General features: G+C 64.9%; 18 protein-coding genes. 3 read left to right on the top strand and 15 right to left on the bottom strand.

The genetic code is table 11. The annotated features are described in order from the left end of the window. Nucleotides 1-16: 16 nt before the first annotated feature. Both P8Y64_05870 and nhaA read right to left on the bottom strand, forming a co-directional pair. Nucleotides 17-1,270 carry an alpha/beta fold hydrolase gene (locus tag P8Y64_05870; protein MEJ2060001.1) on the bottom strand — a complete coding sequence of 418 codons (1,254 nt, stop codon included), beginning with the start codon at nt 1,268-1,270 and terminating at the stop codon, nt 17-19. Nucleotides 1,271-1,303: 33 nt separating this feature from the next. Further along, nucleotides 1,304-2,686 carry a Na+/H+ antiporter NhaA gene (gene nhaA, locus P8Y64_05865; protein MEJ2060000.1) on the bottom strand — a complete coding sequence of 461 codons (1,383 nt, stop codon included), beginning with the start codon at nt 2,684-2,686 and terminating at the stop codon, nt 1,304-1,306. Nucleotides 2,687-2,949: 263 nt separating this feature from the next. Here nhaA and P8Y64_05860 point away from each other — a divergent pair, with 263 nt between their 5' ends. Beyond that, nucleotides 2,950-3,837 (top strand): DMT family transporter, encoded by an 888-nt coding sequence (locus P8Y64_05860; GenBank protein ID MEJ2059999.1) that lies wholly within the window; start codon nt 2,950-2,952, stop codon nt 3,835-3,837. Here P8Y64_05860 and P8Y64_05855 read toward each other — a convergent pair. The 12 genes from P8Y64_05855 to P8Y64_05800 all read right to left on the bottom strand — a co-directional run bounded on the left by P8Y64_05855 (nt 3,834) and on the right by P8Y64_05800 (nt 17,910). Then, nucleotides 3,834-4,445 (bottom strand): maleylacetoacetate isomerase, encoded by a 612-nt coding sequence (locus tag P8Y64_05855; GenBank protein ID MEJ2059998.1) that lies wholly within the window; start codon nt 4,443-4,445, stop codon nt 3,834-3,836. The genes P8Y64_05860 and P8Y64_05855 overlap by 4 nt on opposite strands. A gap of 87 nt (nt 4,446-4,532) precedes the next feature. After that, complete coding sequence (locus tag P8Y64_05850) at nt 4,533-5,093, bottom strand: SPOR domain-containing protein (protein ID MEJ2059997.1); 561 nt, start codon at nt 5,091-5,093, stop codon at nt 4,533-4,535. Nucleotides 5,094-5,095: 2 nt separating this feature from the next. Continuing rightward, nucleotides 5,096-6,853: an arginine--tRNA ligase gene (gene argS / locus P8Y64_05845; protein MEJ2059996.1), complete on the bottom strand. Its 1,758-nt coding sequence runs from the start codon at nt 6,851-6,853 to the stop codon at nt 5,096-5,098. Next, nucleotides 6,850-7,080, bottom strand: coding sequence for a hypothetical protein (locus tag P8Y64_05840; GenBank protein MEJ2059995.1), 231 nt, complete (start codon nt 7,078-7,080; stop codon nt 6,850-6,852). Before P8Y64_05840 ends, argS begins: the two co-directional genes overlap by 4 nt. A 51-nt stretch (nt 7,081-7,131) precedes the next feature. After that, complete coding sequence (locus P8Y64_05835; protein MEJ2059994.1) at nt 7,132-9,345, bottom strand: primosomal protein N'; 2,214 nt, start codon at nt 9,343-9,345, stop codon at nt 7,132-7,134. Nucleotides 9,346-9,873: 528 nt separating this feature from the next. Continuing rightward, complete coding sequence (locus tag P8Y64_05830) at nt 9,874-11,253, bottom strand: NAD(P)(+) transhydrogenase (Re/Si-specific) subunit beta (protein MEJ2059993.1); 1,380 nt, start codon at nt 11,251-11,253, stop codon at nt 9,874-9,876. Then, the gene (locus tag P8Y64_05825) at nt 11,253-11,549 is read right to left on the bottom strand and encodes an NAD(P) transhydrogenase subunit alpha (protein ID MEJ2059992.1); all 297 of its coding nucleotides are present in this window, start codon (nt 11,547-11,549) and stop codon (nt 11,253-11,255) included. Before P8Y64_05825 ends, P8Y64_05830 begins: the two co-directional genes overlap by 1 nt. Then, complete coding sequence (locus P8Y64_05820) at nt 11,543-12,676, bottom strand: Re/Si-specific NAD(P)(+) transhydrogenase subunit alpha (GenBank protein ID MEJ2059991.1); 1,134 nt, start codon at nt 12,674-12,676, stop codon at nt 11,543-11,545. The genes P8Y64_05825 and P8Y64_05820 overlap by 7 nt, the downstream gene beginning before the upstream one ends. A 247-nt stretch (nt 12,677-12,923) precedes the next feature. Next, nucleotides 12,924-14,288 carry an NAD-dependent succinate-semialdehyde dehydrogenase gene (locus P8Y64_05815; protein ID MEJ2059990.1) on the bottom strand — a complete coding sequence of 455 codons (1,365 nt, stop codon included), beginning with the start codon at nt 14,286-14,288 and terminating at the stop codon, nt 12,924-12,926. Nucleotides 14,289-14,363: 75 nt separating this feature from the next. Beyond that, nucleotides 14,364-15,749: an aspartate aminotransferase family protein gene (locus P8Y64_05810; protein ID MEJ2059989.1), complete on the bottom strand. Its 1,386-nt coding sequence runs from the start codon at nt 15,747-15,749 to the stop codon at nt 14,364-14,366. Between the two features lie 47 nt (nt 15,750-15,796). Beyond that, on the bottom strand, nt 15,797-17,131 hold the full coding sequence (locus tag P8Y64_05805) for a glutamine synthetase family protein (protein MEJ2059988.1): 1,335 nt from the start codon (nt 17,129-17,131) through the stop codon (nt 15,797-15,799). Nucleotides 17,132-17,151: 20 nt separating this feature from the next. Further along, entirely contained in the window at nt 17,152-17,910 is a 759-nt protein-coding gene (locus P8Y64_05800) for a gamma-glutamyl-gamma-aminobutyrate hydrolase family protein (GenBank protein MEJ2059987.1), read from the bottom strand. 270 nt (nt 17,911-18,180) lie between these two features. On the opposite strand from P8Y64_05800, the gene P8Y64_05795 reads away from it, so the two are divergent. Together P8Y64_05795 and P8Y64_05790 are read left to right on the top strand one after the other, a co-directional pair. Next, complete coding sequence (locus P8Y64_05795; GenBank protein ID MEJ2059986.1) at nt 18,181-19,563, top strand: glutamine synthetase family protein; 1,383 nt, start codon at nt 18,181-18,183, stop codon at nt 19,561-19,563. A gap of 16 nt (nt 19,564-19,579) precedes the next feature. Further along, nucleotides 19,580-20,866 carry an FAD-binding oxidoreductase gene (locus P8Y64_05790; protein ID MEJ2059985.1) on the top strand — a complete coding sequence of 429 codons (1,287 nt, stop codon included), beginning with the start codon at nt 19,580-19,582 and terminating at the stop codon, nt 20,864-20,866. Nucleotides 20,867-20,871: 5 nt separating this feature from the next. Here the strand turns inward: P8Y64_05790 and P8Y64_05785 are convergent, their stop codons facing one another. Continuing rightward, nucleotides 20,872-21,666, bottom strand: coding sequence for an SDR family NAD(P)-dependent oxidoreductase (locus P8Y64_05785; protein ID MEJ2059984.1), 795 nt, complete (start codon nt 21,664-21,666; stop codon nt 20,872-20,874). Between the last annotated feature and the right edge of the window lie 2 nt (nt 21,667-21,668).

Genomic DNA, 21,668 nt, shown 5'->3' with positions numbered 1-21,668 from the left:
ATTCCCGTTGTAAGCGTCAGGTCGCCAGGCGCGATTCGATGCAGATCTTGCCGGTCAGGGTGCGGTGCACCGGGCAGCGATCGGCGATCTGCAGCATGCGCTGGCGCTGCGCCTCGGTGAGATCGCCGACGAGCGTGATCTCGCGCGTGATCAGACTCAGTTTCTCGGGATGATTTTCCGCGCAGTGCTCACTGTCCTGCGCGTGCACCTTGGCATGGGTGAGGCGCACGCTGACGTGTCGCAGCGGGAGCTGTTTGTGCTCGGCATAAAGCCGCAGGGTCATCGCGGTGCAGGAACCCAGGGCCGCGAGCAGGTATTCGTACGGCGACGGTCCCATCGCGTCGCCACCTTCGTGGATCGGTTCGTCGGCCAGCAGGCGGTGCGACTCGGTGAAGACCTCGTGGGTGAGATGCCCGTAGGTATCGCGCACCAGGACCTCGCCCGTTTGCAGCGCGGGCGATTCCATGCGGCCGCCGTCCTCCGCGCAGCGGGCAAGGTAGCGGCTGGCCCAGATGGCGATGGTGTCGGCGACGTAGCTCGCATCCTCCTGGCGGGTGATCAGGTGATCGGCCCGGTCCAGCGAGATGAAACTCTTGGGATGCTTGGCGGCCTCGTAGATGTGCCGGGCATGTTCCACGCCCACTACCTCGTCGGTCGGTGAATGCAGGATCAGCAGGGCGCGGTTCAGGTGCGCGATCTGTTCATGCAGGGAATGGGATTCGATGTCCTCGAGGAACTGCCTTTTGATGGTGAAGTGCCGTCCGACCAGATTGACCTGCGCGTAACCGGCCTCCTTGATCTCCTCGCGGCTGTTTTCGAACAGATTCGCGACGTGGGCCGGGTCGCTGGGCGCGGCGATGGTGACCACGGCCTTGGCCGAGGGGATGCGATGCGCCGCGGCCAGCACGGCCGCCCCGCCCAGACTGTGTCCGATCAGCAGGTCGGGCGCGCAGCCGGTTTCGGCCAGATGCTCCGCGGCGCTGACCAGATCGTCGATATTGGAACTGAAGTTGGTATTGGCGAAATCGCCCTCGCTGTTGCCTAGGCCGGTGAAGTCGAAGCGCAACACGGCGAATCCCTGTTCGGCCAGGGCGCGCGCGATGCGGGTGGCGGCGCCGATATCCTTGGAACAGGTGAAGCAATGGGCGAACAGGGCATAGGCGCGGGGCTGGCCGGTCGGCCGTTCCAGCAGGCCGGCCAGTTGCAGGCCGTCGCGATTGAGGAAAGCGAGTCGCTCACGCGTGATGCGTGCCTGGGCGTTGAGTGTCATAGAGACTCCTTGCGCGGCGTGAGCCGCCAGTCATCACTTACGCTGCGGCGTGGGCACAAATCGCAGCCAGAGATAGCCGAGCAGGCCGGCGCTACATGAAGCGAACAGGATGCCGGCCTTGCCCAGTTCGATCAGTTCCGTGTTGCCGCTGAAGGCCAGGTCGGTGATGAAGATCGACATGGTGAATCCGATGCCGGCCAGCATGGATACACCGATCACGTGGCGCATCAGCACGCCCTCGGGCAAACGTCCCAGGCCCAGCTTGATCGCCAGCCAGGTGCTGCCCACGATGCCGAGCGGTTTGCCGATGACCAGACCGGCTGCCACGGCCAGCGTGACCGGATGGGACAGGGCGAGACGCACGGCTGCGGGGTCCAGGCTGAGGCCGGCGTTGGCCAGTGCGAACAGGGGCATGACGAGCAGTGCGACCGGCAGGTGCAGGCCGCCTTCCAGGCGCTGCAAGGGGGTCTGCATGCCGGCCGCATTGTCTTCAATGGTTTCCAGGATGGCCTGCTGCTGCGGGCTGGACAGCAGGGGGCCGGTCTTGATGCGCGCGTCATCGAAGCGGTCCAGCAGGTGTTTCTGCTTGTTCGCAAAATCATCCGGGTCGAACTTGGGATGCGCCGGAATCGTGAAGGCCAGCAGCACACCCGCCAGGGTGGCGTGCACCCCGCTCTTGAGCATCGCCAGCCACAACAAAGTGCCAAGAATAAAATAAGGCAGCGGTCGGCGGATGCCGCCCAGATTGAAGGCGATCAGGGTGACCAGCAGGGCGGCCGACAGGGCGAGATACGTTGTCGATATCTGGTCCGTGTAGAACACGGCGATGACGATCACCGCGCCGATGTCGTCCACGATCGCCAGCGCGACCAGGAAGGTCATCAGTGGCCCCGGAATGCGGCGTCCCAGCAGCACCAGGGCGGCGACGGCAAAGGCGATGTCAGTGGCGGTCGGGATGCCCCAGCCCTGGACGAATTCCGGCCCGCCGGCCACCAGCACGTACACCAGTGCGGGTGCGGCCATGCCGCCGATGGCGGCGACGATGGGCAGCGATGCCTGGCGCAGACTGGACAGCTCGCCGACCAGCACCTCGCGCTTGATTTCCATTCCCACCAGAAAAAAGAACAGGGTCATCAGCCCGTCGTTGATCCAGTGGTGCAGTGACTTATTGAGCACGAAACCGCCCAGCGAGATCTGAACGCGGGCTTCCAGCAGATGATGGTAGGCCGCACCCCAGGGGCTGTTGGCGAACAGCAGGGCGACCACGGCGGAGATGAGCAGCATGATGCCGCCCGTCGTCTGATTGTGGATGAACGCCTCGAACGGCGTCAGGACGCGGTCGAAGGCATGTTCCCAGGGGGCGAAAAAACGTCGCGGCTTGACGTTGTGGGGGGACTCGCTGTGCGGATCGTTCATGATTTGTGCGGGGGTGAACCTGCCCTCAGCTTACGTCGGCCCCCGGGGGAGTCAAGCGCTATTGACACGGTTCGGGATGGCGATGCATGCTCACCGACATGCGACGTTGGTCCCTGCGAATGATTCCCGTCATTACCACTCCTCCCGGAGTGCTGGCCGCGCGCATGCATGATTTCTGATTGACTGATCCACATCGGAAGAATTCCAGGCCGCGGTCCCAGGACCGCGGCTATTTTTTGCTGTCATTTTTTCGGAGCGTATACATGGTCGGTCTGGCCTATGCATTGGTGATCATGATCTGGGCAACCACGCCGTTGGCCATCCAGTGGAGCAATACCGGCGACGGTTTCGTCTTCGGGGTGACCGCACGCATGTGGCTGGGTGGGCTGTCGGCCTGGTTGCTGCACCGCGTGTTCGTAGGCAGGCTGCCGATGACGAGCGCGGCACGTGGCACTTACGCGGTGGCGGCGCTTTCCCTGTTCACGGCGATGATGTTCACCTATTGGGCCGCACGGCACATCCCCTCCGGCTGGCTGTCGCTGGTCTTCGGGCTGTCACCGATCATGACAGGGGTGTTCGCTTCGTTCTGGCTCGGTGAACAGGCCTTCAGTCCCCTGCGGATCGTCGGCATGCTGAGCGGTCTCGCCGGTCTGGCGTTGGTGTTTTATGCCGGCGGCCGGCTGGGCGAGCAGTCCGCGGTGGGCATCGCGGCCGCCTTTGTAGGCATGTCCCTCTATGCGGTCGGTGGCGTATGGGTGAAACGGCTGAATCCCGGGCTGTCCGGGCTGAGTCTGGCGAGCGGAAGTCTGCTGTTCGCCGCCCCGCTGTACCTGCTGGCCTGGCTGGCGAGCGGCGAGGGGATGCCGCGGGTCATGCCGGCGGTGATGCCGTGGGCCATCGCCTATCTGGCCCTGTTCGGCTCCGCCTTCGGCTTCAGCCTGTATTTCTTCCTGCTGCGCGAGCTGAGCGCGACGCGGGTGGCGATGATCACCCTGCTGACGCCGGTGCTGGCCCTGCTGCTGGGACATTTGCTCAACCATGAGCCGGTGGGGCCGGGCGTGGTGGCCGGCGCTGGGCTGATTCTGGGCGGTCTGCTGATCTACGAAAGCGCCTGTTTCCGGACGCGGCGGACGGCGCAGGCCGTGGCCTAGTCGGCCTGCGCGGCGATGTGGGCGATTTCCGGCAGTTGGATGCAGTGCCCGCAGATGCGCTGGATGGTGGGAAATGCCGACAGATCAAGGCCGGCGCGGCGGGCCGCCCAGCTGACCGGAATCAGGCACACGTCGGCCAGGGTGACCTGGTCCCCGTAGCAGAACCGGCCGACGGTGGGGTTGTTCATCATCAGGGACTCGAGCACCGCGAGACCCGATTCGTACCAGTGCTGCTGCCAGGCCTGGGTGTCGACGCCGCTGGGCAGTGCCTGCAGGGTGCGCTGCGCGACGCGGGTGTTGGTTTCGCTCATGATCAGATAGGCGAGGCTGCGGATCTGGGCGCGTTCCCGCGCCATGCCGGGCAGCAGCGTGGGTTCGTGCCAGCTTTCGTCGAGGTATTCGATGATGGGCAGCGCCTGGGTCAGCATGCGCTTTTCGTCCAGCAGGATCGACGGTGCCATCTCCTCCAATGCCGGCGACGACACCACGTCGGTGGCGTTTTCGAGCTCCTCGAAGGGGTGGATGTCGTAAGACAGGCCCTTGAGCGCGAGCGCGATGCGGATGCTGTCGGCCGAGGAGTCGCCGGGGGTGCTGAACAGTCGAATCATGCGCGAGTTCCCATCAGGGGGTCCGCTGGGACCGGTTGTGATTATTGTCCGGAGTTCCTGAGGCTTACTGTAGAGCGAGGTACCGGGTCAGGCAAGCAGTTCGCGGATCTTGTTGAGCTGGGCGAGGTCCTTGTAGGGGCCGATCCGGACCCGGTGCCAGGTGTCGTTGTTGACGGAAACCTTCTGGATGGAGGCATGCACGCCGAGCAGGGCCAGGCGCGCCTTCATGCTGTCCGCCTGGTCGTAGCTCTTGAACGAGCCCACCTGCAGCACGTACTCGCCCGGTTTGTCGGGCTGGGCGTTGCCGCCGGACTGGTTTTCGTTGTGGACCGTATAGTTGCCGTCGGGCACCACCACCTCGAGTTCGGGCAGCAGGGTGTAGAAATCGAACTTGGGCTTGGGCGGGGATTGTTTCTCGGCGGACTTTTCCGTCTTGGTGGTGGTTTTCGGTGCGGCAGCCGCTTTCTTGACGGGTTCGGGACGCGCCTTGTGCACCGTCAGATGGGGCGCGCCCATGCGCGCGGGCGTGTTGTTGAGATACACCAGCAGCGCCACGAACAGGCCGATCGTCAGGCCGGCCAGCAGCCAGGCCCAGCCCGGCAGGGCCTTGTTCTGTTTGGCTCGGCTGTTTTTGAAGTCGCGCGCCATGGCTACATCGTTTCGGGGGCGCTGACGCCCAGCAAACCGAGACCGTTGCGGATCACCTGCTGCACTGCCAGGCACAGGTTGAGGCGGGCGTCACGCAGGTCCGGGTCCTCCACCAGGAACTGGTGGGCGTTGTACCAGGCGTGGAAATCGTTGGCCAGCTCGCGCAGGTACTGTGAGACCTGGTGCGGCTCCTCGTTCAGGGCGGCGGCCTCCACCACCTCGGGGTAACGGCCGATGCGGTCGATCAGGCTGTGCTCATGGGATTCCGCCAGCCGGCCGAGTTTGGCCGCGCCGTTGGCCCGGTCGTGATGCATGCCCTTGTCCTGCAGCTGGCGCATGACGCTGCTGATGCGGGCGTGGGCGTACTGGATGTAATACACCGGGTTGTCCGCGGACTGGGATTTGGCCAGGTCGAGGTCGAAGTCCAGATGCTGCTCGCAGCGGCGCATGACGTAGAAGAAGCGCGCGGCGTCGTTGCCCACCTCCTCGCGCAGTTCGCGCAGGGTGACGAAGGACCCGGACCGGGTCGACATCTGCACCCGCTCGCCGCCTCGGTAGAGGATGGCGAACTGCACCAGCAGCACGTCGAGCTTGGCCGCATCCTCGCCCATCGCGGTCAGCGCCGCCTTCACGCGCGGCACGTAGCCGTGATGATCGGCGCCCCACACGTCGATGACGCGGGTGAAGCTGCGCTCCATCTTGTCCATGTGGTAGGCGATGTCAGAGGCGAAATAGGTGGTCTGCCCGTTGTCGCGCTGTACCACGCGGTCCTTTTCGTCGCCGAACTCGGTGGAGCGGAACCACAGCGCGCCGTCCTGCTCGTAGATGTGTCCGGCGTCCCGCAGCCGTTCGATGGCCAGATTGACCTTGCCGCGTTCGGTCAGCGAGCGTTCCGAATACCACTCGTCGTATTCCACCCCGAATTCGCGCAGGTCCTCGCGGATGTCGTCGAGGATGGCGTTGAGGCCGAGGTCGAACACGTAGCGGTAGCGGGTGTCGCCCAGCAGCTCGCGGGCGCGTCCGATGAGGGCGTCGATGTGCTGTTCCTTGTCGCCGCCCTGGGGTTCGTCGGGCGGCAGGCCGTCCAGCACCGCCCCGGCCGGCGAGGCCCACTCGCCGCCGTGTTCCTTGTGCAGAACGGCGGCGATGTCACGCACGTAATCGCCCTTGTAGCCGTTGCTGGGGAAGGGAAAGCGTTCGCCGCACTGCTCCAGGTAGCGCAGCCAGACGCTGGTGGCGAGGATGTCCATCTGGCGGCCGGCGTCGTTGACGTAATACTCGCGGTGCACGTCGAAGCCCACGGCGTCGAGCAGGTCGGCCACCGCGGCCCCGTAGGCCGCGCCGCGGCCGTGGCCCACGTGCAGCGGGCCGGTGGGGTTGGCGGACACGAATTCCACCTGTACCCGCTTGCCGGCGCCCAGTTGGCTGCGGCCATAGGCGTCGCCCTCGTCGAGGGTGCGGTTCACCACGGCCAGCCGGCACTCGATGCTGAGGAAGAAATTGATGAAGCCGGGACCGGCGATCTCGACCCTGTCGATGTCCTTCGATGCCGGCAGGTGGTCGACGATCGCCTGGGCGATGTCGCGCGGCTTGCGGCCGAGCTGCTTGGCCAGGGGCATGGCGACGTTGCAGGCGAAATCGCCGTGGGCACTGTCGCGGGTGCGGCTGATGATCAGGTCGCCGGGCAGGGTGTCGAGGTCACCCGCCTGATGAAGTTGTTCGAGAGCGGCGGTAACGAGCGCGTGGATGGTGGCTTTCAATCTGGATTCCGATCAGGCAGACGGCAAAGAGCCGTCATTCTAAAGAAATGGCGCCGGGGCGAGAAGCCATAGGTTATCAACGGGTTGATATTGTCGCTCAGGCGAGTGCGAGAGAAGGAAAAATCGGGCGAAAAATCTTTCTGGAAAAGATTTTCGCGCCAGCCGCGCAGCGTGCCTGCCAAAAAGCGCAGTTTACTTGAAGTGTTTGCCGCTTCGCGGCCCCGCATCTATGAGCACGGTTTTGACGCCCTATCGTGCCGCATGAGTAGACAGCAGGCTTAAAACAGCTCCATGGGATCGACATCCAGCGACCAGCGCACCCGGCGCGCGTGCGGCAGGCTGGCCAGGGCCTGGACATGGCGCGACAGCAGCTGGTGCAACGGGGCCCGCGTCTCGGCCTGCAGCAGCAACTGGGCCCGGTAGCGGCCGGCCAGGCGCTCCATCGGGGCCGGCACCGGACCGAGCACCTGAACCGTCGAACCGGCCTGCTGGAACAGCTCGCGTGCTTCGCCGAGAAAGGCCAGGGGATGGTCGGCCTGGGGCGATTCGGCGCGGATCAGGGCCTGGTAGCTGAAGGGCGGCAGGCAGGCCGCCTCGCGCTCTTCGAGGGCCTGGCGGCAAAATCCCCGGTAGCCTTCGTGGATCAGGGTCAGCAGCAGCGGATGATCCGGCTGTCGGGTCTGGATCAGCACGTGGCCGGGACGCTCGGCGCGCCCGGCGCGTCCCGCCACCTGGGTGATGAGCTGAGCCATGCGCTCGGTGGCGCGGAAGTCGGCACTCAGCAGCCCCTGATCGATATCCAGGATGCCGACCAGGGTAACGCCGGGGAAATCGTGTCCCTTGGCCAGCATCTGAGTACCGACCAGTATCCGGTGCTGTCCGCTGCGGGCGCCTTCCAGTTTGGCCTCGATGGCACCCTTGCGGCGCGTGGTGTCGCGGTCGATGCGCGAGATCTCCACCTCCGGGAACAGCGTCTGCAGCGCGGTTTCGATGCGCTCCGTGCCCTGCCCAAGGGGATGGACCTGGGCGCTGCCGCAGCCGGGACACTGATCCGGCGCACCCATCTGCACGCCGCAGTGATGGCACACCAGCTGGCGACGGCGGGCGTGATAGGTCATATGGGCGTCGCAGCGCGGGCAGTCCGCCGCCCAGCCGCAGTCGTGGCATTGCAGCACCGGCGCATAGCCGCGGCGGTTCAGGAACAGCAGGACCTGGCCGTCCGCATCCAGGTGCCGGTGGATCTGTTCGATGAGGATGTCCGACATGCCCTCGGTCATCGGCCGGCGACGTACGTCGAGCAGGCTGACTTCCGGGTGGCTGGCGACGCCGGCGCGCTCCGGCAGGGAGATGTGCCGATAGCCGCCTTTGCGCGCGTTGTTGATGCTTTCCAGGGCGGGTGTCGCAGAGCCCAGCACGACCGGCACGTTTTCGCGCCGCGCGCGCATCACGGCCAGGTCGCGGGCGTGGTAACGCAGGCCGTCCTGCTGTTTGAACGACAAATCGTGTTCCTCGTCGACCAGGATGACGCCTGGGTTGGCGAGCGGGGTGAACACGGCCGAACGGGTGCCGATCACGATGGGGGCCTCGCCGCTGCGTGCCGACAGCCAGGCACACAATCGTTCGCGATCGGTCAGGCCGGAGTGCAGGACGGCGATCGGCCGTTCGAAGCGCGCCTGGAACCGCGTCAGCAGCTGGGGCGTGAGGCCGATCTCCGGCACCAGCACCAGCGCCTGGCGGCCGGCGGCGACGACGTCCTCGATAATGCTGAGATAAACCTCGGTCTTGCCGCTGCCCGTCACGCCCTCCAGCAAAAACGGTGCGAATCCGTCCGGGGCCGAGATCACCGCCTTTGCCGCCGCTGCTTGGGCGGGGTTGAGGGAGACACTGCGAACCGTGTCCGGGTCGACGGGGATGCCCTGTAGGCAGGGGCTTTCCGCTTTGGCTGCCAGCGCCTTGTCGACCAGCGCGCCCATCGGGGCACGCCAGTTGGCATGGGCGTCATTCAGTTGCTGCGCGTCCAGCCCGCCGGGCTGTGCGATCAGGTCGTGCAGCAGGGCGGCCTGGCGCGGGGCGCGGCGCATCATTTCCTCGGGCACCTCGTCCACCGCTGCGCGCCAGCGGGTGATCCCCTGCACCTGTGCCGCCTCTCCCTGGCGCAGCAGGGTGGGCAGGGCGGTGCTGATGACCTCTCCCAGCGGGTGCTGATAATAGCCGGCGGCCCATTCGAGCAGGCCCAGCAGGGGCGGGCCGAGCAGCGCTTCGCCGTCCAGTACGGCCTCGATATGTTTCAGGCGATGCGCGGGCATCTCGCTGCGCGGGGCGAGCGCCATCACCACCCCCACCAGATGCTGACGGCCGAAGGGTACCCGTACGCGGCTTCCCCGGGCCGGCAGTGGCTGACCCGGCGGCGGCAGGTAGTCGAATACCCCGTACAACGGAGACGGTACGGCGACTTGTACGAGGGGTTGGGTGAGAGGGGTGTCGGGAGGCAAGTTACGCTCTGCTGTTAAAGCGATTTATTAGGAGTGTGAAGGTAACTGATTAAAACTACATTGTCGTTTGGGTTTATCCACACATCTTGTGGATAACTCTGTGGACAGCGTGTCATCAAGTTGCTCCAGCCACACTGAATGCTACATTTTTGTTTAATTGGTCAAAAAGTGACCAGCTAATTTTGTTTTTATTTTTCAATGGGTTATGTGAATGGCTGGCGTTTGACGGAATCTCGACAGTCTTTTGTGTAAATGGCTGCTGACGATTCTCCTTCCTGTGCATAACAAGATTCATGCCGGAAGGCTTCGTTTGATTCTGTCAAGCCCTCCGGTTGCAAAAAAGCAGAAAAAAATTAAATCACAGGGATTAAATATTGGGGCAAAAACGGGCAAAACGGTCTGCGATATCCGTCCCGGCGGCCTTGTTCAATCTTCCATGGCGAGGCCGAGCCTGTCGAGTCTGAAGGGGCCCAGACAAAAAAGCCCGGCACGTGGCCGGGCTCGGGGGTTGCTGTATGAAGGCGGAGATCAGAGCGATTTCACCGCACTGATCAGCTCGGAGACCATGGCCTGGCCGTCGCCGTACAGCATGCGCGTGTTGTCGGCGTAGAACAGATGGTTCTCGATACCCGAGAAACCGGCGCCCTGGCCGCGCTTGATGACGATGACATTCTTGGCCTGGTCCGCATTCAGGATCGGCATGCCGTAGATCGGGCTGTCCGGGTTGGTGCGGGCGACCGGGTTCACCACGTCGTTGGCGCCGATGACCAGGGCCACGTCGGCGGTGGCGAACTCGTTATTGATCTCGTCCAGGTCATAGATGATGTCGTACGGCACGCCCGCCTCGGCCAGCAGCACGTTCATATGACCCGGCATGCGGCCTGCCACCGGGTGGATGGCGAACTTCACCGTCACGCCGCGCTCCTGCAGCAGCTGGGTCAGCTCCCAGATCTTGTGCTGAGCCTGGGCCACGGCCATGCCGTAACCGGGCACGATGATCACCTTCTCGGCGAAGGCCATCATGATGCCGGCATCCGGTGCCTCGATGGGTTTGAGGTGGCCGGAGACCTCCTCCTCCTCGGCTCCGGTGCCGCTGGCACCGAAGTGGCTGAACAGCACGTTGGTAATGGGGCGGTTCATGGCCTTGGCCATCAGCTGCGTCAGCAGGGTACCGGAGGCGCCGACTACCACGCCGGCGATCATCATGGCCGGGTTGCCGAGCACGAAGCCTTCCAGGCCGACGGCGAGGCCGGTCAGGGCGTTGTACAGCGAGATCACCACCGGCATGTCCGCGCCGCCGATCGGCAGGGTCATGAACACGCCGAAGGCCAGGGCCAGCAGGAAGAAGATCAACAGCACGATCAGACTGTAATGGCCGCTGACGGCGATGATCACGCCGAGGGCGACGGTCACGCCGAACATCGTCAGGTTGAAGATCTGCTGCCCGCCGAAGCGGAAGGTCTTGCGCATGATGCCCTGCAGTTTCGCGAAGGCGATCAGCGAGCCGGAGAAGGCCACCGTGCCGATCAGTGCGCCCAGTACGGCGATGGACTGCAGGGTGAGGGTCATCTCGGCGCCCTTGACCAGTTCCAGCGCGGCGATGGCCGCGGCCGCGCCGCCGCCCATGCCGTTGTACAGCGCGATCATCTGCGGCATGTCGGTCATGGCCACCTTCTTGCCGGTGTACCAGGCCAGCCCGCCGCCGATGGCGATGGCGATGACGATCAGCAGATAGTTCATCGCGCCGTGGATGGCGGGATGGAAGAAGGTCACCACGGTGGCGACCAGCATGCCGATGCCCGCCCAGACGATGCCGCGCCGGGCGTTGACCGGCGAGCTCATCTGCTTCAGGCCGAGGATGAACAGGACCGCGGCGGCGAAGTACGCAATGTTGATGATCAGGCCCATCACTTCGCCTCCTTCTTGGAGCTCTTGAACATCTCCAGCATGCGCTCGGTGGTCACGTAGCCGCCGGCCGCGTTGCCCGCGGCCAGGATCACGGCGACGAAGCCGATCACCTGCTCCAGCCCTGTGGTGGCATGGCCGAGCGCCACCATGGCGCCGACCAGCACGATGCCGTGCACGAAGTTGGAGCCGGACATCAGCGGGGTGTGCAGGATCACCGGCACCTTGGAGATGACTTCATAGCCGGTGAAGGCGGCCAGCATGAAGATATACAGTGCGACGAAACCCTCGATCATGATGCCTCTCCTTCAACCAGCTTGCGGGTGGGTTCGTGTTTGATGGCGCCCTCGTGCGTGAGCACGCTCTGCGCCTGGATCTCGTCTTCCCAGTTCGGGGTGAACTGACCTTCCTGGATCATCGGGGACAGGAAGTTGAAGACGTTCTTGGCGTACATTTCGCTGGCATGGAACGGCACCTGACTGGGCACGTTGAGCGGGCCGTGTACGACCACGCCATGCTTTTCGATCGTCTCGCCGGGCACGGTGAACACGCAGTTGCCGCCGCCTTCGGCGGCCAGGTCGATGATGACCGAGCCGGGCTTCATGCCCTGCACCATGGCTTCCGGCACCAGCTTGGGCGACGGGCGCCCCGGCACGGCGGCGGTGGTGATCAGCACGTCCGCCTGGGCCACGAAGCCGGCCAGCTGTTCCTGCTGCTTCTGCTTTTCCTCGTCGGTGAGCTCGCGGGCGTAGCCGCCCTCGCCCTCAGCCTTGATGTCCAGCTCGATGAACTTGGCGCCCAGCGATTCCACCTGCTCCTTGGTGGCGGAGCGCACGTCATAGGCCTCCACCATGGCGCCCAGGCGGCGTGCCGTGGCGATGGCCTGCAGGCCGGCAACCCCGGCGCCGAGCACGATGACCTTCGATGGGCGGATGGTGCCGGCCGCGGTGGTGAGCATCGGGAAGAAGCGCGAGGCCAGGTCGGCGCCCATGATGGCAGCCTTATAGCCGGCCACGGCCGCCTGGGAGGACAGCACGTCCATGGACTGGGCGCGCGAGATGCGCGGGATCAGCTCCATGGCGAAGCTGGTGATCTTGCGGTCGCGCAGCTTGGCCACCAGCTCCGGGTGGCGGTGGGGCAGCAGGGTGCCGATCAGCACCGCGCCCTCCTTCATCTGGGCGATCTCGTCCTCGGTCGGAGGCTGGATCTTGACGACGATGTCGGCCTGGGCATACAGGCCGGCGGCGTCTTTCACCACCGTGACGTCGGTATAGCTGTCGTCGGGCATGCGCGCGGCGTCGCCGGCGCCCGTTTCGAGCAGCACCTCGAGACCGAGGCCGCTCAGCTTGCCCGCGATCAACGCGTCGACAGCCACGCGCCGTTCACCGGTGCTGGTCTCTCTGGGAATGGCCAGTTTCAAAGGCATACTGTGTCTCCGCTGTCGCCTGCCGGACGGCAGTTGCAGGGTTGGATTGTTCTCGTGAGGGCACGGGCGTCCCTGGGGCGCCCGCGACCCAAAGGGGCGGTATATTAGCGGATTATCGAGTCCGAATGAACTTGTCGCGCATTATTTGGCGGGACCGGCCCGGGCACAGTGCTGCGGCGGGCTTTCGGACAGGGGGTGGGCGCGGGCCGCAGATCAAAAGCGACCCGCGGCCCGGTCATATCGAGGGTTAGCGGACCCAGAGGGTCTTGGTGTTCACGAACTCGCGAATGCCGTGAATGGAGAGCTCGCGTCCGTAGCCGGAGGCCTTGATGCCCCCGAAGGGCAGGCGCGGGTCGCTCTTGAACATGCCGTTGACGAATGCGCCGCCGGACTCGAGGGCGGCGGCGAAGCGCTCGCCCCGTTCGGTGTCGCGCGTCCACACGCAGCCGCCCAGCCCGAAGCGGCTGTCGTTGGCAATGGCCAGGGCCTGCGCCTCGTCCCGGGCGTGGATCAGGGTGGCGACCGGCCCGAACAGCTCTTCCGAATAGGCCGTCATGCCGGGCCCGACCCGGTCCAGCACTGTGGGCTGGTAGAAATAGCCCGGGCCTTCGATGGGGGCACCGCCTGCCGCCAGCTGCGCGCCCGCATCGATACTGGCCCGTACCTGGCGGTGCAGTTCATCGCGCAGGTCGGCGCGGGCGACCGGACCGATCTGCGTGGCCTCGTCGAGCGGGTCGCCGACGCGCAATGCCCGTACCGCTTCCACGAAGCGCCCGGTGAAGTTCTCCGCCACCGGTTCGGTGAGGATGATGCGCTTGGCGGCGATGCAGCTCTGACCGCCATTCTGGAAGCGGGCGGGAACGGCCTGGCTGACGGCGAGATCCAGGTCGGCGTCCTCCAGAACCACGAAGGCGTCCGAGCCCCCCAGTTCCAGCACCACCTTTTTGAGATGCCGCCCTGCCAGCTCCGCCACAGAGCGTCCGGCGCGTTCGCTGCCGGTGAGGGTTACGGCGTGCACCCGCGGATCGGCGATCACGGCCTCGATGAGGTCCACGTCGATCGGCAGGTTGATGAACACGCCCTCGGGAACGCCGGCTTCCAGTGCCAGGCGTTCGATGGCCTGCGCCACCTGCGGCACGTTGGGGGCGTGCTTGAGCAGCAGGGTGTTGCCGGCGGCGAGGGTGGGGGCCATGTGCCGCAGCACCTGCCAGTAGGGGAAGTTCCAGGGCATGATGGCCAGCACGGTGCCTAGCGGCTGATAGCTGATATAGCTGTGCGAGGCGTCGGTCTGCACCGGTTCCGGGCGAAGCATGGCTTCCGCATGCTCGGCGAAGTAATCGCAGGCCCAGGCACTTTTTTCGACCTCGGCGCGCGCCTCGGTGATCGGTTTGCCCATTTCCAGGCTCGCGAGACGGGCCAGCGGTTCGACCTGTTCGCGCAGCAGCCGGCCCGCGTTGGCGATGATGCGGGTACGCTCGGCCAGCGGGGTCGCGCGCCATTGCCGGGCCGCGTCGTCGGCGCGGGCCAGGGCGTCTTCCAGGGCGGATGCATCCCAGGTGCCGAATTCGGCCAGCAGTTCGCCGGTCGCCGGATTGATGGATTGAAAGCTCATGTCGGAATCCTGTCCCCGGCGGGGAGCAAGGTGGGATAAGCGTGCCGCGGGTCATGCCCGCGGCACGGCATTGCGTCAGAGAACCTCGTGCACCCGCTGCGCGGTGAGGTCGAGGACCTTTTTGGTCGTGTCGATCAGCTCGTCGACCTGCTCGCGGGTGATGATCAGCGGCGGGGAGATGATCATGGTGTCGCGCACGGCGCGCATGATCAGGCCGTTCTGGACGCTGATGTCGCGGCACAGGGTGCCGACCTTGCCGGGTTCCGGGAACAGCTCGCGCGGTTCCTTGGACTTGACCAGTTCCATGGCGGCCACCATGCCGACGCCGCGTGCCTCGCCCACCAGCGGATGATCGCCCAGCTCGCGCCAGCGCTGCTGCAGGTAGGGGGCGATCTCCTTGCCGGCATGCTCGATGATGCCCTCGTCACGCATGATGCGCAGGTTTTCGGCGGCGACGGCGGCGGCCACCGGATGACCGGAGTAGGTGTAGCCGTGGAAGAATTCGCCGCCCTGGTTGATCACGACGTCGGCCACCTTGTCGCTGACCATCACCGCGCCGATGGGCATGTAGCCCGAGGACAGTCCCTTGGCGACGGGCATCAGGTCGGGTTCGATGCCGTAGTACTCGGAGCCGAACCAGGTGCCCAGGCGTCCGAAGCCGGTGATGACCTCGTCGGCGATGAGCAGGATCTCGCGCTCGGCGCAGATGCGCTTGATCTCGGGCCAGTAGCTTTCCGGGGGGATGATGACGCCGCCGGCGCCCTGGATCGGTTCGGCGATAAAGGCGGCCACGTTGCACTCGCCCACCTCGTCGATCTTCTTTTCCAGTTCGCGCGCGGCCTGGATGCCGTATTCGTTCGGGTCCATGTCGGGCGCGTTGCCGAAGTGGTAGGGCTGCTCGATATGGACGATGCCGGGAATGGGCAGGTCGCCCTGTTCATGCATGGCGGTCATGCCGCTCAGGCTGGCGCCGGCCACGGTGCTGCCGTGGTAGGCGTTCTGGCGCGAGATGATGACCTTCTTATAAGGCTTGCCCAGCAGCTTCCAGTAGTAACGCACCATACGCAGCACGGTGTCGTTGGAATCCGAACCCGAGCCGGTGAAGAAGGCGTGGTTGAGGTGGGCGGGCGTTACCTCGGACAACAGCTCGGCGAGCTCGACCGCGGGCGGCGTACTGCACTGGAAGAAATTGTTGTAGTACGGCAGTTCCTGCATCTGCCGATAGGCGACCTCGGCGAGTTCCTTGCGGCCGTAGCCGATGTTCACGCACCACAGCCCGGCCATGCCGTCCAGGATCTTGTTGCCGTCGGAGTCCCACACATAGCAGCCTTCCGCGCGGGTGATGATGCGCGACCCCTTGGTGTTGAGGTCCTTGTAGTCGGTGAAGGGATGCAGGTGATGCGCGGAATCCATACGCTGCCAGTCCGCGGTGGTTTTGTGCTTGTGGGCTGCTTCTGCCATGGTCAATCTCTCTTAAGGTTGTAGGTCGGCGCGGAACGGCGACGTATTCACACGGCCAACAGCAGGAACTCGCGCTCCCAGGAACTGATGACACGAAAGAAGGTTTCATATTCCTTGCGCTTGACCGCGGTATAGGCGCGGACGAAACGTTCACCGAGCAGGTCCTGCAGGGGCGCGCTCGCCTCCAGGTTGATCAGGGAATCCTCCAGGCTGCGCGGCAGACCGAACGGCAGATCGTAGGCGCTGCCCTTCTGCTCATCCCGGGGGTGGGCGTCTTCGAGGATGCCGAGCAGGCCGCAGGCCAGAGTGCCGGCTAGTGCCAGATAGGGATTGGCGTCCGCGCCGGCGACGCGGTTTTCCACCCGCATGTTCTGGGCTGAGGCGAAGGGCACACGCAGTCCCACCGTGCGGTTGTCCATACCCCAGTCGGCGTTGATGGGCGCCGATTCGTGGCGGGCGATGCGCCGGTACGAATTCACATTGGGGGCGAAGAACGACATGGCGGCGGGCATGTGCCGCTGCAGTCCGCCGATGTACTGGCAGAAGGTCTTGCTCATGCTGCCGTCTTCGTTGGAGAAGAGATTCCTGCCGGTCGTCGTGTCCGTCACGCTCTGGTGGATATGCATGGCGCTACCTGCCTCGTCCTCCAGCGGCTTGGCCATGAAGGTGGCGTACATGTCGTGGCGCAGGGCGGCCTCGCGTACGGTGCGTTTGAACAGGAATACCTGGTCGGCCAGTTCGAGCGCGTCGCCGTGCAGGAAGTTGATCTCCATCTGCGCGGCACCCGATTCGTGGATCAGGGTGTCGATGTCCAGGTTCTGCGCCTCGCAATAGTCGTAGATGTCCTCGAACAGCGGGTCGAACTCGTTGACCGCGTCGATGCCGTAGGACTGGCGCGCGCGTTCCGGACGTCCGGAACGGCCAATCGGCGGTTCCAGCGGATAATCGGGGTCGATGTTGCGCTTGACCAGGAAGAATTCGAGTTCCGGCGCCACGATGGGCTGCATGCCGCGCTCCTCGTAGCGGGCGAGCACGCGCTTGAGGACCTGCCGCGGGGCGATATCCACCGGTGCGCCGTCGCGCAGGTAGCAATCGTGAATGACCTGGGCCGTGGCATCCGCCGCCCAGGGGACGAGACGCAGTGAGTTCGCATCGGGATGCAGCACCATGTCGACCTCGCGCGGATCGATCATGCTCTCGTCATCCGGCCAGTCGCCGGTGACGGTCTGGATGAAGAGCTGCTCGGGCAGGCGCATGCCCTGTTCCTTGCAGAACTTGGCGGCCGGGATGATCTTGCCGCGGGCGTTGCCCGTCATGTCGGGGATCAGGCATTCGACCTCAGTGATCTTGTGCTCCTGCAGCCACTGGGTGATGTATGCCATCTGGGTCGGGTCCATACTCATTAGTTACCTACCTTCGCTCGCTGGCGACAGGCGTCACCGAACGCCTTGAACATCGCCATCGATAGCGGATTCTGTGTGGCGCGCCATTCGGGGTGCCATTGCACCGCCAGGGTAAAGCCCGGCGCGTTGTTTACCGTAAATGCTTCGACCAAGCCGTCCGGTGCCGTCGCTTCCGCGTTCAGGCCGGGCGCGAGCCGGTCGACGCCCTGCCAATGTATGGAATTGACCTCGCCTTCGAGTTTGCCGGTCAGGCTGTGCAGCAGGCCGCCCTCGGTAAACGATACCGCATGAGCGGGACCGTATTGGATATCGAGGGGCTGGGTGGCGTCTTCACGATGGTCGTGTCTGCCGGGGACTTCGTGCACCCGCTGGTGCAGGCTGCCGCCCAGGGCCACGTTCATCTCCTGAAATCCCCGGCAGATGCCGAACAGCGGTATGCCCCGCTCGATGGCCGTGCGAATCAGCGGCAGGGTCACGGCGTCGCGGGCGCTGTCGTGCAGCGTCCCCGGCGCGCTGGGCGGGCCGTCGTAATGCGCCGGCTCGATGTTCGAATAGCTGCCGGTCAGCAGGATGCCGTCGACCAGTTCGAGCACCGTGTTCATGTCGAAGTGGCCTGACAGGACGGGGATAATGATCGGTACGCCGCCGATGGCCTCGGTCACGGCCGTCAGGTATTTCTCACCCGCCATGTGATAGACGTGCGGGCTCAGTTCGCGGCGATCCGCGGGGATCCCGATGATGGGGCTGCTGTTGGTCATGGTGAGTTTGTGTTAAGTTTATTAAACATATCATCGCCTCGCGAGTGAAACAAGCGGGGCCGGCGCAATGCGGCTGTCCGGTCCCTGTCGAGGCAGGGCTTAAGTAATTATAAAACGGCCAGTTTGCACCGAAGTCGTGCGGACGTGCCGGGTGCATCATATTTTGGTGCAGTCCCGGGCGGCGCCGGATTCCGGAGTGGGCGAGCCGACTTGACAGGTCCTGGTGACGATCACCAGTATAAAGATATTAAACAACCCAGAGCGTAAATCATGTCCGCCCAAACCGCTGTGAGCGATCATCCCGAGGTCGCGGAGTTTCTGCGCCAGTATCCCCAGGTCCGTGCCGTCGATCTGCTCGTCCCGGACGTGAACGGCGTTCTGCGCGGCAAGCGGGTAGACGTCGGCACCCTGGATAAATGCTATCAGGACGGAGTGAATCTGCCGGGGTCGCTGTTCGGTGCCGACATCACGGGCGATACGGCGGAGGAGACCGGGCTCGGTTTCGAGATCGGCGACGCGGACCAGATCTGCTATCCGGTGCCCGGTACCCTGGAGTTCGTGCCCTGGCATTCGCGTCCCATGGGCCAGCTCATGCTGAGCATGTACACCATGGACGGCAGCCCCTACTTTGCCGATCCACGGCATGTGCTCGCCCGCGTGCTGGAGCGCTTCAAGCGTGAACTGGGCCTGACGCCGGTGGTGGCGGTGGAGATGGAGTTCTATCTCATCGACAAGCGTCGGGTCGCCGGCGGTGCGCCGCAGCCGCCGCTTTCGCCGGTGACCGGCGAGCGCGAGCGCAATACGCAGGTGTACGGCATGTCCGAGGTGGACGACTACAGCGAGTTCCTGGCGGACATCGGCGAATACTGCGCCATTCAGGGCATTCCTGCGGAAACCGCGGTGGCGGAGTACGCGCCCGGCCAGTATGAGGTCAACCTGCATCACGAGGCCGACCCGCTGTCGGCCTGCGCCCATGCCATCCTGCTCAAGCGCGTGATCAAGAATGTCGCGCAGAAGCACGGCATGGAGGCGACCTTCATGGCCAAGCCTTACGACGACAACGCCGGCAGCGGCACGCATGTGCACGTCAGCCTGGTCGATGAGTCGGGGCGCAACGTGTTCGCCGACGGGAGCGAGCTGGGCAGCGATGTTCTGCGTCATGCCATCGGCGGTCTGATGGTGACCATGGAGGAGTCCATGGCCCTGTTCGCGCCGAACGCGAACTCCTACCGGCGTTTCCGCCTGCATTCCTTCGTGCCGCTGTGTCCGGCCTGGGCCTTCAACAACCGCACCACGGCGCTGCGCATACCCGCGGGGGCGGACCATGCCAAGCGTGTCGAGCATCGGGTGGCGGGCGCTGACGTGAATCCCTACCTGCTTGCCGCCACCGTGCTGGCGGGCATGCATCACGGCATCGTCAACAAGGTCGATCCGGGCAAGCCGGTGGAAGGCAACGCCTACGAACAGTTCGAACCCTGCCTGCCCAATACCTGGTTGAGCGCGCTGCAGGCGCTGGAAGCCGCAGCGGTGATTCCCGAATACCTGGGACGCGACTTCCTCAAGGTCTATCTCGCCAACAAGTATTTCGAACGCGAGAAATTCAATTATCACGTCTCGCCGCTCGAGCACGAGTGGTATCTGCTCACCGTCTAGCCTGTTCGGAGTCCTTATGACCAAGTCGGCCCATGTCGATTCGTACTACGCTGCGAGCCGTAATCTCACGCTCGACTTTCCCGCTCTGGAAGAGGACATCAATGTGGATGTCTGTGTGGTGGGGGCTGGCATCACCGGCGCCTCCACGGCGCTGCATCTCGCCGAGCGCGGCTACAAGGTGGCTTTGCTCGAGGCGCAACGGGTCGGCTGGGGCGCTTCCGGGCGCAGCGGCGGGCAGAAGATCTTCGGCTACGGCTGCGACATGGGCAAACTGGACCGCCTGGTCGGCAAGGGTGACGCCCGGCAGCTGTGGGATATGTCCGTCGAAGCCCTGTCGTTGGTCGATTCGCTGATCGAAAAGCACGGCATCCAGTGCGATCTCGCGCCGGGGCATCTGCACGTGGGGCTCAAATCGCGCCAGCATCGGGAGCTGGAGCGCTGGCGCGATGAGCTGGTGCGCGACTACGGCTACGAAGGCGTCGAGGTGCTGACCGGCGACGCGCTCAGGGCGATGGTCGACAGCGACCGCTATGTCGCCGGATTGTACGATCCGCGCAGTGGCCACCTGCATCCGCTGAACTACACCCTCGGTTTGATATCCGCGGCCCAAAAGGCCGGGGCGCAGATCTTCGAGGACAGCCGGGTGACGCATATCGAGCGCGGCAATACCGCAACGGTGCATACCGCCCGGGGCGGGCGGGTGCGCGCCAAGCACGTGGTGCTGTGCGCCAACGCCCATCTGGACGGCCTGGAGCCGAAGCTGTGGCGTCGCATCATGCCGGTCGGCACCTATATCATCGCCACCGAGCAGCTTGACGAGGCAACCGCGCGCTCGCTGCTGCCCAACAACGCGGCCGTCGCGGACATCAACTTCGTGCTGGACTACTTCCGGCTATCGGCGGACCACCGCATGCTGTTCGGCGGACGGGTTTCCTATTCCACGGTCGAACCGCTCAGCATCCGGCATTCCATGCGCAAGCGCATGCTCAAGGTCTTCCCGCAGCTCGGCGATGTGAAGGTGGAGTACGCCTGGGGCGGTTATGTCGCCATCACCGAGAACCGGGCGCCGCATTTCGGCAAGCTGGATCAGAACCTGTATTTCGCCCAGGGCTTTTCCGGGCACGGCATCGCGCTGACGGGGTTCGCGGGCAAGTTGATGGCGGAGGCCATCGCCGGCACCGAGGAACGCCTGGACGTGTTCGCCAGGATTCCGCACATGGCGTTCCCTGGCGGCAAGTGGTTCCGCACGCCCGCGCTGGTCCTGTCGATGGCCTGGTTCCGGATGCGCGACCTGCTGCCGTAACCGGCTCAGTAGTACTGCTCGCCGGGACCCTTGTATTCCTGCAGGATGTTGCCGCCGTCGATGACGTGCAGCTGGCCGGTGATGTAGGTCGCTTCGTCGGAGGCCAGGAAGGCGATCAGGTCGGCCACCTCGGCCGGCGTGCCGGCACGCTTCATCGGCGTGTTCTGCGCCCCGACGGCCTCCTCCGCGGTTTGCGAACCGCTGGCGATCCAGCCGGGGGCGACGTTGTTGACGGTGATGCCGTGGGCGGCCACCTCGATGGCCAGGCTGCGGCTCATGCCGACCATCGCGGCCTTGGCGGCACTATAGGCGGCCTCGCCGGGATTGCTGACCAGCGGGCCCGTCACCGACGACACGTTTACGATGCGCCCGTAGCCTCGGGTGATCATGCCGGGCAGCACGCGATGGGTGACGTTGAAGCAGGTGCCGAGGTTGCGGTCGATGCTCTCATCCCAGGTCTCGGGCGTCATGTCGGCGAGCGACAGCAGCGGCTCCTCCTGCCCCACCTGGGTCATGCCGGCGTTGTTGACCAGGATGTCGACGGCTCCGAAATCCCTTTGTACGTTCCCGATCAGTGCGTCGACCTGTTTACGGTCGGTGAGGTCGGCGACGTAGCCGCGCGCGTCGATTCCCTCGGCCTGCAGGGCCGCCACCCGCTCATCAATGCGCGCCGTGGTGGAGGTGATGGCAATGCGGGCGCCCGAGCGCCCCAGGTTGCATGCCGTTGCAAAGCCGATACCGGTTTCGCTGCCGGCGCCGGTGATGAGTGCAACCCGGTTGGAAAAGCGTTCCCTGTCCATTG

This window comes from Gammaproteobacteria bacterium, assembly GCA_037388465.1.
Lineage (GTDB): Bacteria > Pseudomonadota > Gammaproteobacteria > SpSt-1174 > SpSt-1174 > JARRKE01.
This window is presented reverse-complemented; position numbering and strand designations above follow the sequence as displayed.

Excerpts from the sequence above, each read along its gene's own strand:
- P8Y64_05870 (MEJ2060001.1), bottom strand. The coding sequence starts at position 1,270 with ATGACACTCAACGCCCAGGCACGCATCACGCGTGAGCGACTCGCTTTC.
- nhaA (MEJ2060000.1), bottom strand. The coding sequence starts at position 2,686 with ATGAACGATCCGCACAGCGAGTCCCCCCACAACGTCAAGCCGCGACGT.
- P8Y64_05860 (MEJ2059999.1), top strand. The coding sequence starts at position 2,950 with ATGGTCGGTCTGGCCTATGCATTGGTGATCATGATCTGGGCAACCACG.
- P8Y64_05855 (MEJ2059998.1), bottom strand. The coding sequence starts at position 4,445 with ATGATTCGACTGTTCAGCACCCCCGGCGACTCCTCGGCCGACAGCATC.
- P8Y64_05850 (MEJ2059997.1), bottom strand. The coding sequence starts at position 5,093 with ATGGCGCGCGACTTCAAAAACAGCCGAGCCAAACAGAACAAGGCCCTG.
- P8Y64_05840 (MEJ2059995.1), bottom strand. The coding sequence starts at position 7,080 with ATGCGGGGCCGCGAAGCGGCAAACACTTCAAGTAAACTGCGCTTTTTG.
- P8Y64_05830 (MEJ2059993.1), bottom strand. The coding sequence starts at position 11,253 with ATGGGCCTGATCATCAACATTGCGTACTTCGCCGCCGCGGTCCTGTTC.
- P8Y64_05820 (MEJ2059991.1), bottom strand. The coding sequence starts at position 12,676 with ATGCCTTTGAAACTGGCCATTCCCAGAGAGACCAGCACCGGTGAACGG.
- P8Y64_05815 (MEJ2059990.1), bottom strand. The coding sequence starts at position 14,288 with ATGAGCTTTCAATCCATCAATCCGGCGACCGGCGAACTGCTGGCCGAA.
- P8Y64_05810 (MEJ2059989.1), bottom strand. The coding sequence starts at position 15,749 with ATGGCAGAAGCAGCCCACAAGCACAAAACCACCGCGGACTGGCAGCGT.
- P8Y64_05805 (MEJ2059988.1), bottom strand. The coding sequence starts at position 17,131 with ATGGCATACATCACCCAGTGGCTGCAGGAGCACAAGATCACTGAGGTC.
- P8Y64_05800 (MEJ2059987.1), bottom strand. The coding sequence starts at position 17,910 with ATGACCAACAGCAGCCCCATCATCGGGATCCCCGCGGATCGCCGCGAA.
- P8Y64_05795 (MEJ2059986.1), top strand. The coding sequence starts at position 18,181 with ATGTCCGCCCAAACCGCTGTGAGCGATCATCCCGAGGTCGCGGAGTTT.
- P8Y64_05790 (MEJ2059985.1), top strand. The coding sequence starts at position 19,580 with ATGACCAAGTCGGCCCATGTCGATTCGTACTACGCTGCGAGCCGTAAT.
- P8Y64_05785 (MEJ2059984.1), bottom strand. The coding sequence starts at position 21,666 with ATGGACAGGGAACGCTTTTCCAACCGGGTTGCACTCATCACCGGCGCC.